This is a genomic window from Bradyrhizobium sp., assembly GCF_035484855.1.
GTDB lineage: Bacteria > Pseudomonadota > Alphaproteobacteria > Rhizobiales > Xanthobacteraceae > Bradyrhizobium.
On record NZ_DATHOP010000116.1, the window covers coordinates 1 to 10,847 of the forward strand.

Here is a 10,847-nt window from a genome sequence, read left to right on the forward strand (position 1 = left end):
TTCCTATGAGGCGCTCGACGGCGCCCAGGTCTGCATCGTCACCGCCGGCGTGCCGCGCAAGCCGGGCATGAGCCGCGACGACCTGTTGAGCATCAATCTCAAGGTGATGGAGCAGGTCGGCGCCGGCATCAAGAAATACGCCCCGGACGCCTTCGTGATCTGCATCACCAACCCGCTGGACGCCATGGTGTGGGCGCTGCAGAAGGCCTCCGGCATGCCGCACAAGAAGGTGGTCGGCATGGCCGGCGTGCTGGATTCCTCGCGCTTCCGCTATTTCCTCGCCGACGAATTCAACGTGTCGGTCGAGGACGTCACCGCCTTCGTGCTCGGCGGCCATGGCGACACCATGGTGCCGCTGGTGCGCTATTCCACGGTGGCCGGCATTCCGCTGCCCGACCTCGTCAAGATGGGCTGGACCTCGCAAGCGCGGATCGATGAGATCGTCGACCGCACCCGCAATGGCGGCGCCGAGATCGTCAACCTCTTGAAGACCGGCTCGGCATTCTACGCGCCGGCGGCTTCCGCGATAGCGATGGCCGAGAGCTATCTCAGGGACAAGAAGCGCGTGCTGCCGTGTGCCGCCTATCTCAACGGCGAATATGGCGTCAAGGACATGTATGTCGGCGTGCCCGTCGTGATCGGATCGAAGGGCGTCGAGCGCATCGTCGAGATTGAGCTCGCCGGCAAGGACCGCGAGGCGTTCGACAAGTCGGTCGGCGCGGTGCAGGGTCTGGTCGACGCCTGCAAGAAGATCGCGCCGGACCTGCTCGGCCGCTGATCGCGTTTGATTCAGGCAGCATCGCTTAAGGGGTTTTCGGGGACCTAGCCATGAATATTCACGAATACCAGGCCAAAGCGCTGCTGCATGATTTCGGCGTGCCGATCTCGAAGGGCGTGCCGGTGCTGCGTGTCGCCGACGCCGACGTCGCCGCGAAAACACTTCCCGGCCCGGTCTGGGTGGTCAAGAGCCAGATCCACGCCGGCGGCCGCGGCAAGGGCAAGTTCAAGGAGGCTTCAGCCGGCGACAAGGGCGGCGTGCGCATCGCCAAGTCGGTCGCCGAGGTCAATGAATTCGCCAAGCAGATGCTGGGCGCGACCCTGGTGACGGTCCAGACCGGGCCGCATGGCAAGCAGGTCAACCGGCTCTACATCGAGGAAGGCTCCGACATCGACAAGGAGTTCTATCTCTCGATCCTGGTCAACCGCGAAACCAGCGAAGTCTCGTTCGTGGTCTCCACCGAAGGCGGCGTCAATATCGAGGATGTCGCGCACAACAGCCCCGAAAAGATCGTGAGCTTCTCGGTCGATCCGGCCACCGGCATCATGGGCCATCACGGCCGCACCGTCGCCAAGGCTCTGGGCCTCAAGGGAGATCTCGCCAAGCAGGCGGAAAAACTGGTGGCGCAGCTCTATGCCGCCTTCGTCGCCAAGGACATGGCGATGCTGGAGATCAACCCGCTGGTGGTGACCAAGCAGGGCGACCTGCGCGTGCTCGACGCCAAGGTATCGTTCGACGACAACGCGCTGTTCCGCCATCCCGATGTTGTCGTGCTGCGGGACGAGACCGAGGAAGACGCCAAGGAGATTGAGGCGTCGAAATATGAATTGAACTACGTGGCGCTGGACGGCACCATCGGCTGCATGGTCAACGGCGCCGGCCTTGCCATGGCGACCATGGACATCATCAAGCTCTACGGCATGGCGCCGGCCAACTTCCTCGACGTCGGCGGCAGCGCCGACAAGACCAAGGTCACCGCGGCCTTCAAGATCATCACCGCCGATCCCAATGTGAAGGGCATCCTGGTCAACATCTTCGGCGGCATCATGAAATGCGACATCATCGCCGAGGGCGTGGTCGCCGCCGTGAAGGAAGCCGGCCTGAAAGTGCCGCTGGTGGTGCGGCTCGAGGGCACCAATGTCGAGGCCGGCAAGAAGATCATCCGCGAGAGCGGCCTCAACGTGCTGCCCGCCGACAATCTCGACGATGCCGCGCAGAAGATCGTCAAGGCCGTGAAGGGAGGCTAGCGCCATGCCCGAGGACCGTCTCGCCGCGCCGAAGCCGCTGGAGGAACATCGCAAGCTCGCGGTGTTCGCCGGCGAGTGGAGCGGGGAAGAGGTGGTATTCCCCTCGCGCTGGGACGCCGGAGGGCCCGCCGTCTCCCACGTGGTGGCGCGCATCGATCTCAACGGCTTCTATCTGATTCAGGACACCCGCCAGACCCGCGACGGCAGGGAAACGTTCGCCACCCATGGCGTGTTCACCTACGACCGCGAGGACCGGCATTACAAGCTGTTTTGGCACGATTCGCTCGGCTATTACGCCCCGGCGCCGGCCTCCGGCGGCTGGACCGGCAAGACGCTGATTCTCGTGCGCGGCTCACTGCGCGGCAATGCGCGCCATGTCTATGAGGTCATCGACGACAATAGCTACACCATGAAAATCCAGTTTTCGCCTGACTCCGAAGGCTGGAACGACGTGCTCACCGGCACCTATCGGCGGATCAAGTGAAGGGCGCGCGCGTAAGCCGCAAATCATCGAAGACGATCTCGAGTCCCGAAGAAATCCAGGCCTATTGAAAAGCAGGTAGACGCATGTCCGTTCTCATCGACAAGAATACAAAAGTCATTTGCCAGGGATTTACCGGCAAGAACGGCACGTTTCATTCGGAAGCGGCGATCGCCTATGGCACCAAGATGGTCGGCGGCACCTCGCCGGGCAAAGGTGGCATGACGCATCTCGGCCTGCCGGTGTTCGACACCGTACAGGAGGCCAAGCAGAGGACCGGCGCCGACGCATCCGTGATCTATGTGCCGCCGCCGGGAGCGGCGGACGCGATCTGCGAAGCGATCGATGCGGAAATCCCGCTGATCGTCTGCATCACCGAAGGCATTCCCGTGCTGGACATGGTTCGGGTGAAGCGCTCGCTGTCGGGATCGAAGTCGCGGCTGATCGGGCCGAATTGCCCGGGCGTGATGACGGCCGGCGAATGCAAGATCGGCATCATGCCGGCCAACATCTTCAAGCCCGGCAATGTCGGCATCGTCTCGCGGTCGGGGACTTTGACCTATGAGGCGGTGTTCCAGACCACCCAGGAAGGCCTCGGCCAGACCACCGCGGTCGGGATCGGCGGCGATCCGGTCAAGGGCACCGAATTCATCGACGTGCTGGAGATGTTTCTGGCCGACCCAAAAACCACGTCGATCGTGATGATCGGTGAAATCGGCGGCGCCGCCGAGGAAGACGCCGCCCAGTTCCTGATCGACGAGGCCAAGCGCGGCCGCAAGAAGCCGATGGTCGGCTTCATCGCCGGCGTCACCGCGCCTCCCGGACGCCGCATGGGCCATGCCGGGGCCATCATCTCCGGCGGCAAGGGCGATGCCGCCTCCAAGTCCGCGGCGATGGAAGCGGCCGGAATCACGGTCTCGCCGTCGCCCGCGCGGCTCGGCCATACCCTTGCCGAAAAATTGAAGCGTTAATTCATTCTTTGGTTCTTTTCGGGGCGAACATTCACCCTAAATAGGGTAAAAGCCCTTCAATCATGCCGATCCGCTGGCCGGGTCGGCTGTCGCGCCGGTTTTCCATGCGCCAAGCCAAATCACCAGGACGTTAATCATGTCTCGCCAGGACGCGAATGCAGCATTTGCTCTCTCCTCCTTTTTGCAGGGCACAAACGCCACCTACATCGACGAAATCTATGCCCGCTACGAGAAGGATCCCGCGTCGCTCGACCCCGAATGGCAGGAGTTCTTCAAGAGCCTGAAGGATACTCCCGCCGACGTCCGCAAGAACGCCGAGGGCCCGTCCTGGGCGCGCAACAACTGGCCACTGGAGCCGCGCGACGACCTGACGTCGGCGCTCGACGGCAACTGGGCGGAAGTCGAAAAATCCGTCGGCCCCAAGATCGCCGCCAAGGCGCAGGCCAAGGGCAGCGAACTGACGGCCGCCGACCTCCATCAGGCGACGCGCGATTCGGTCCGCGCCCTGATGCTGATCCGCGCCTACCGCATGCGCGGCCATTTCCACGCCAAGCTCGATCCGCTCGGGATCGAGGCGCCGCGCGACCGCGAGGAACTCGATCCGCGCTCCTACGGCTTCGTCGAAGGCGATTTCGACCGCAAGATCTTCCTCGATCATGTGCTCGGCATGGAATACGCGACCTTGCGCGAAATCGTGGCGATCTGCGAGCGCACCTACTGCCAGACGCTCGGCGTCGAGTTCATGCATATCTCTAACGCTGCGCAGAAGGGCTGGATCCAGGAGCGCATCGAGGGCCCCGACAAGGAAATCAGTTTTACGCGTGAGGGCCGGCGCGCCATCCTGATGAAGCTGATCGAGGCCGAAGGTTTTGAGAAATTCTGCGATCTGAAATTCACCGGTACCAAGCGGTTCGGCCTCGATGGCGCGGAATCGCTGATCCCGGCGCTGGAGCAGATCATCAAGCGCGGCGGCAATCTCGGCGTCAAGGAGATCGTGGTCGGCATGCCGCATCGCGGCCGCCTGAACGTCCTGACCCAGGTGATGGGCAAGCCGCACCGCGCGCTGTTCCATGAATTCAAGGGCGGCTCGGCCAATCCCGACGCGGTCGAGGGATCAGGCGATGTCAAATACCATCTCGGCGCGTCATCGGATCGCGAGTTCGACAACAACCGCATCCATCTGTCGCTGACCGCCAACCCCTCGCATCTGGAGATCGTCGATCCCGTGGTGCTCGGCAAGGTCCGCGCCAAGCAGGATCAGCATGGCGACCCGCCGGACCAGCGTATTTCGGTGCTGCCGCTGTTGATGCATGGCGATGCTGCGTTCGCTGGCCAGGGCGTGGTGGCGGAGTGCTTCAGCCTGTCCGACCTGAAAGGCTACCGCACCGGCGGTTCGCTGCATTTCATCGTCAACAACCAGATCGGCTTCACCACCTATCCGCGCTATTCGCGCTCCTCGCCGTACCCGTCCGACGTGGCGAAGATGATCGATGCGCCGATCTTCCACGTCAACGGCGACGATCCGGAAGCGGTGGTGTTCGCCGCCAAGGTCGCGATCGAATTCCGGCAGAAATTCCACAAGCCAGTCGTCATCGACATGTTCTGCTACCGCAGGCATGGCCATAACGAAGGCGACGAGCCGATGTTCACCCAGCCGGTGATGTACAAGAAGATCGCGGCGCATCCGGGCACGGTCGAAATCTATTCCAAGCGGCTGATCGCCGAAGGCGTGATGACCGAGGGCGAAGTCGAGAAGGCCAAGGCCGACTGGCGCGCCCGGCTCGATGCCGAACTCGAGGCCGGCACCGGCTACAAGCCTAACAAGGCCGACTGGCTCGACGGCAAATGGGCCGGCTTCAAGTCGGCCGATCAGGAAGAAGACGCCCGCCGCGGCATCACCGGCGTCGACGTCGCGGTGCTCCGCGACATCGGCCGCAAGATTACCAAGGCGCCCGACGGTTTCCGGGTTCACCGCACCATCCAGCGCTTTCTGGAAACCAGGGCGAAGGCGATCGACACCGGCGTCGGCATCGACTGGTCGACCGGCGAAGCACTGGCGTTCTGCACGCTGTTGCAGGAAGGCCATCACGTCCGGCTGTCGGGCCAGGACTCCGAGCGCGGCACTTTTTCGCAGCGGCATTCGGTCCTGATCGACCAGGAAGACGAGAGCCGCTACACGCCGTTCAACCATCTCGGCGGCGACCAGGGCCACTACGAGGTCATCAATTCGCTGCTCTCGGAAGAGGCCGTGCTTGGCTTCGAATACGGCTATTCGCTGGCGGAGCCGAATGCGCTGACCATGTGGGAGGCGCAGTTCGGCGATTTCGCCAACGGCGCGCAGGTCCTGTTCGACCAGTTCATCTCCTCGGGCGAACGCAAATGGCTGCGCATGTCCGGCCTCGTCTGCCTGCTGCCGCATGGCTATGAGGGGCAGGGGCCGGAGCATTCTTCCGCTCGGCTCGAGCGCTACTTGCAGATGTGCGCGGAAGACAACATGCAGGTGGTCAATCCCACCACGCCGGCCAACTACTTCCACATGCTGCGGCGTCAATTGCATCGCGAAATACGCAAGCCACTGATCGTGATGACGCCGAAGTCGCTGCTGCGCCACAAGCGCGCGGTATCGCGGCTCGACGAATTGGGCGCCGGCACCACCTTCCACCGCATCCTCTACGACGACGCGGTGATGCTGCCGGACGAGACCATCAAGCTGGTCGCCGACGACAAGATCAAGCGCGTCGTGCTGTGCTCGGGCAAGGTCTATTACGATCTCTATGAGGAGCGCGAGAAGCGCGGCATCGACGACATCTACATCATGCGCGTCGAGCAGCTCTATCCGGTGCCGCTGAAGGCTTTGGTGCAGGAACTTGGCCGTTTCAAGAACGCCGAAGTCGTGTGGTGCCAGGAAGAGCCGCGCAACATGGGCGCGTGGCACTTCATCGAGCCCTATCTCGAATGGGTGCTGAACCAGATCAACGCACCGAACCGGCGTCCGCGTTACGCCGGCCGCGCCGCCTCGGCGGCGACCGCCACCGGATTGATGTCCAAGCATCTCGCACAGCTCAAGGCGCTGCTCGACGAGGCGCTGAGCTAGGAATTTTCAAACCGTCATGCCCCGCGAAAGCGGGGCATCCAGTAATCCGCGCCGCCGGCCTCGATCGCGATCGTCACGGAGTACTGGATCCTCTGCTTTCCCGGAGGATGACAACACAGACTATTTGAGGAAACGAACCCATGACTGAAATTCGCGTTCCGACGCTCGGCGAATCCGTGACCGAGGCCACCATCGGCCGCTGGTTCAAGAAGGCGGGCGATGCCGTCGCGGTCGACGAACCCTTGGTCGAACTCGAGACCGACAAGGTCACCATCGAGGTGCCGGCGCCGTCGGCGGGCGTGCTCGGCGAAATCGCCGCCAAGGATGGCGAAACGGTCGCGGTCGGCGCCCTGCTCGGACAGATCAATGACGGCGCGGCCGGAGCCGCCGCCAAGCCGGCCGCCGCACCCGCGGCGCCCCCCAAGGCTGCGGCACCGCCACCACCGCCGCCCGCGCCCGCGCCAGTCGCCGCGGCTCCGAAAGCCCCGCCGGCCGACGCGCCGCTGGCGCCGTCGGTGCGCAAGATTTCCGCCGAGACCGGCATCGATGCTTCGACCGTTCCCGGATCTGGCAAGGATGGCCGCGTGACCAAGGGCGACATGCTGGCGGCGATCGAGAAGGCGGCCTCGGCGCCGACCCCGGTCAATCAGCCCGCCGCTGCCGTACAGGTGCGCGCGCCATCGCCCGCCGACGATGCCGCGCGCGAGGAGCGCGTGAAGATGACGCGGCTGCGCCAGACCATCGCGCGCCGGCTGAAGGAAGTGCAGAACACGGCTGCGATGCTGACGACCTTCAACGAGGTCGACATGAGCCACATCATGGCGATGCGGGCGCAGTACAAGGACGTGTTCGAGAAGAAGCACGGCTCTAAACTGGGCTTCATGGGCTTCTTCACAAAAGCCTGCGTGCAGGCGCTGAAGGATATTCCAGCGGTCAACGCCGAGATCGACGGCACCGATCTGATCTACAAGAATTACTATCACATCGGCGTTGCCGTCGGCACCGACAAGGGCCTGGTGGTGCCGGTGGTGCGCGACTGCGACCAGAAGTCGATCGCCGAGATCGAAAAATCGATCGCCGATTTCGGCCGCCGCGCCCGCGACGGCCAGCTCAAGATCGACGAGATGCAGGGCGGCACCTTCACCATCACCAATGGCGGCATTTACGGTTCGCTGATGTCGACGCCGATCCTGAACGCGCCGCAGTCGGCCATCCTCGGCATGCACAAGATCCAGGATCGCCCGGTCGCGATCGGCGGCAAGGTCGAGATCCGTCCGATGATGTACCTGGCGCTGTCCTACGATCACCGCGTCATCGACGGCAAGGAAGCGGTGACGTTTCTGGTGCGCGTCAAGGAAAGTCTGGAGGATCCGGCGCGGCTGGTGTTAGATTTGTAACACAATCAGGGGGAGGGGAAATGGCTCAAATTCTACTTCGATCGGACACCAAACTAACCGAGTTTGGTCATCTGACGCCAATTGATATCGAACTAAACGGCGTAATTCTGGAACTCTTTTATCTGCTCTGCCTCGACAAAGCTTATGATTCAAAGGCGGCGCATTATTATCTTTATGATTACGACTCAAAAGTCGAGAGGATATCGTATCAAAATCCATTCGACATTCTAGCTCTGTTCAAAAACATACCAAAGCATTGTGCTTCCTTTATTTTAGATAGAACGGTGTTCTACACAGAAGAGAAGCAGCGACGTCAGGCCGAAGCGGATAAGAAGAAAGCCGAGGTGGAAGAAAAGCACCAATCCGTCATTCAAAAAAAGTTAGCGAACCTCGACAAGGCGCACAAACTGCGACAAAAAATGATTAAGGACGGAATTAAAGCCGAAGAAGCGACTCAACTAGTTGGGGGACTTCTATTCGACCAGCGCGCGAAATTGTTGCTCGTTGATCAAGACAAGGCGAGCGCATGAGTCGTTCGGCGCGGCCGGTGCTCGATCCCTGATCAGGTGAAACGGCGCGAAAGTTTGGGAAATAGGATGCAGCCACTGCCGATCGAAGTCGTTATGCTCGGCTTAGCCGTCATTCTCCTGCTCGCGCAGATGTTCCTGCAGTCGGTTTCGGCGACCCTTGAGATGGGTGGCGACTACAAGGCCGGGCCGCGCGACGAGGCGAGGGTGCTCAAAAGCGTCTTCGCCGGCCGCGCCGAGCGCGCCTTCCGCAATCTGTTGGAGACCTTTCCGGTGTTCGCGGCACTCGCGCTGGCGCTGGTCGTCACCGGGCGCAATGGCGGCCTGGGCGCGCTTGGCGCGGAGGCGTGGGTGATCGCCCGCATCCTCTATCTGCCGCTTTATTTCATCCAGATACCCTACGCACGGAGTCTCGTATGGTTCGCCTCGATCTTTGCGCTGGTGGCGATGCTGGTGCGGCTGTTCGAGTAGGGTTCATGAAAATTGGGGGGACGAGCTTTGACTGACAAGGTTGCGATCATCACCGGCGGAAGCCGCGGTATCGGCCGCGCTACCGCGATTGCCGCCGCCAAGCGCGGCTACAAGATCGTTGTGGGCTATGCCAGCAACCAGGCTGCCGCGAGCGAAGTGGTGTCGATCATCGAGCGTTCCAACGGCAAGGCGATCGCGGTGAAATGCGACGTCGCCGAGGAGAGCGAAATCCTTGGGATGTTCGAGGCCGGCGATAAACTCGGCACCCTCGGCGCGCTGGTCAACAATGGCGGCATTGTCAGCAGGAGTGGCGTACGCGTCGACGAAATGAGCATCGAGCGGATTCAGCGCGTGATGGCGATCAATGTCACCGGCAACATCCTTTGCGCGCGCGAGGCGGTGAAGCGGATGTCGACCAAACACGGCGGCAAGGGCGGCGTGATCGTCAATCTGTCGTCGGTCGCGGCCAAGCTCGGCGGCGCCAACACCTATGTTGACTATGCGGCGTCGAAGGGCGCGATCGATTCCTTCACCATCGGCCTCGGCCACGAGGTCGCCGGCGAAGGCATTCGCGTCGCCGCGATTCGGCCCGGGCTGATCGATACCGAAATCCATGCAAGCGGCGGCGAGCCCGATCGCGCCCACCGGCTGGCGCATATGGTGCCGATGAAACGCGTCGGCTCGGCCGAAGAAATCGCCAACGCCATCGTCTGGCTGATGTCGGACGAGGCCTCCTACGTGACCAGCGCCATCCTTGATGTCTCGGGTGGGCGGTAATACATCCAGCGTGTGGGAGAATGATTTTGCCGGTGGTTGCGATTGTCGACGGCGTCAAGATCGAATTCTATCCGGATGAGCATCCGCCCCCGCACTTCCATGCCCGTTACGCGGAGTTTGTTGCTCAGATTGAAATCCGGACCAGCAGGGTTTTGCGGGGGTCGCTGCCTCCCGCGAAACTCAATCGTGTGCTATCCTGGGCCGCTCGACATCAATCAGGGCTGATGGACGCCTGGTCCGCGGTTGAGGAACTGCGAAAGCCGGAGAAGATAGATGACTGACATAATCGCGATGCATAGTGCGGAGCCGGTCATTTTCGGGGTCGTCAAGATCGTCTGGAAAGACGGTTTTGCCGGCATCGTGGATTTGCGGCCGCTGCTGGCAAAGGGCGAGATGTTCGATTTTCTTCGTGCACATCCCGACCGCTTCGACGAGCTCAAGCTCGAGGAGCATGGTCACAAGATTTTCTGGCTCGACGATCAGGGTGACGAGATTGATTTTGGATCGGACTCCCTGCGTCAGCGCGCCGAGCGTCAAGCCGGTCTCCTCCACCTCGCCAGCTGAATAGAAAGCTTTCATGGCCACTTACGATCTCGTCGTCATCGGCACCGGTCCGGGCGGATATGTCTGCGCGATCCGCGCGGCGCAGCTCGGCATGAAGGTTGCCGTGGTTGAGAAGAACGCAACGCTCGGCGGCACCTGCCTCAATATCGGCTGCATGCCGTCGAAGGCGCTATTGTATGCTTCCGAGATGTTCGAGGAGGCCGGGCATTCCTTCGCGAAAATGGGCGTCAGCGTCTCAGCCCCGAAACTCGATCTGCCCTCGATGATGAATTTCAAGCAGCAGGGCATCGACGGCAACGTCAAGGGCGTCGAATTCCTGATGAAGAAAAACAAGATCGACGTCATCAGCGGCAAGGGCAAAATCCTCGGCACCGGTAAGGTCGAAGTGTCGGGCAATGACGGCAAGAGCCAGATCGTCGAAACCAAAAACATCGTCATCGCCACCGGCTCCGACATCGCGCGGTTGAAAGGCATCGAGATCGACGAGAAGCGCATCGTGTCGTCGACCGGCGCGCTGTCGCTCGACAAGGTTCCTGAAAA

At 62.0% G+C, this 10,847-nt stretch carries 12 protein-coding genes; all 12 read left to right on the top strand.

Annotated features, from left to right (window positions below; all coding sequences use genetic code 11):
• Positions 1-778, top strand: a 778-nt coding sequence (locus tag VK804_RS13905; protein ID WP_325371397.1) for a malate dehydrogenase, incomplete at its 5' end; no start/stop codon positions are given.
• Positions 779-828: 50 nt separating this feature from the next.
• Complete coding sequence (sucC, locus tag VK804_RS13910; RefSeq protein WP_325371398.1) at positions 829-2,025, top strand: ADP-forming succinate--CoA ligase subunit beta; 1,197 nt, start codon at positions 829-831, stop codon at positions 2,023-2,025.
• 4 nt (positions 2,026-2,029) lie between these two features.
• On the top strand, positions 2,030-2,509 hold the full coding sequence (locus VK804_RS13915; protein WP_325371399.1) for a DUF1579 family protein: 480 nt from the start codon (positions 2,030-2,032) through the stop codon (positions 2,507-2,509).
• An 83-nt stretch (positions 2,510-2,592) separates the two neighbouring features.
• Positions 2,593-3,477, top strand: coding sequence for a succinate--CoA ligase subunit alpha (sucD, locus tag VK804_RS13920; protein WP_325371400.1), 885 nt, complete (start codon positions 2,593-2,595; stop codon positions 3,475-3,477).
• Between the two features lie 136 nt (positions 3,478-3,613).
• Positions 3,614-6,571: a 2-oxoglutarate dehydrogenase E1 component gene (locus VK804_RS13925; protein WP_325371401.1), complete on the top strand. Its 2,958-nt coding sequence runs from the start codon at positions 3,614-3,616 to the stop codon at positions 6,569-6,571.
• Positions 6,572-6,711: 140 nt separating this feature from the next.
• Complete coding sequence (odhB, locus tag VK804_RS13930) at positions 6,712-7,968, top strand: 2-oxoglutarate dehydrogenase complex dihydrolipoyllysine-residue succinyltransferase (RefSeq protein ID WP_325371402.1); 1,257 nt, start codon at positions 6,712-6,714, stop codon at positions 7,966-7,968.
• A 20-nt stretch (positions 7,969-7,988) separates the two neighbouring features.
• Complete coding sequence (locus VK804_RS13935) at positions 7,989-8,498, top strand: hypothetical protein (protein WP_325371403.1); 510 nt, start codon at positions 7,989-7,991, stop codon at positions 8,496-8,498.
• Positions 8,499-8,564: 66 nt separating this feature from the next.
• A complete protein-coding gene (locus VK804_RS13940) occupies positions 8,565-8,966 on the top strand; it encodes an MAPEG family protein (RefSeq protein WP_325371404.1) in 402 nt (133 codons plus the stop codon).
• A gap of 27 nt (positions 8,967-8,993) precedes the next feature.
• Positions 8,994-9,743 (top strand): SDR family oxidoreductase, encoded by a 750-nt coding sequence (locus VK804_RS13945; protein ID WP_325371405.1) that lies wholly within the window; start codon positions 8,994-8,996, stop codon positions 9,741-9,743.
• A 20-nt stretch (positions 9,744-9,763) separates the two neighbouring features.
• A complete protein-coding gene (locus VK804_RS13950) occupies positions 9,764-10,024 on the top strand; it encodes a DUF4160 domain-containing protein (RefSeq protein WP_325371406.1) in 261 nt (86 codons plus the stop codon).
• Positions 10,017-10,307, top strand: a complete 291-nt coding sequence (locus tag VK804_RS13955; protein WP_325371407.1) for a hypothetical protein — start codon at positions 10,017-10,019, stop codon at positions 10,305-10,307. Before VK804_RS13950 ends, VK804_RS13955 begins: the two co-directional genes overlap by 8 nt.
• A gap of 13 nt (positions 10,308-10,320) precedes the next feature.
• Positions 10,321-10,847 (top strand): FAD-dependent oxidoreductase (locus tag VK804_RS13960; RefSeq protein ID WP_325371408.1); only part of this gene is annotated, 527 nt, incomplete at its 3' end.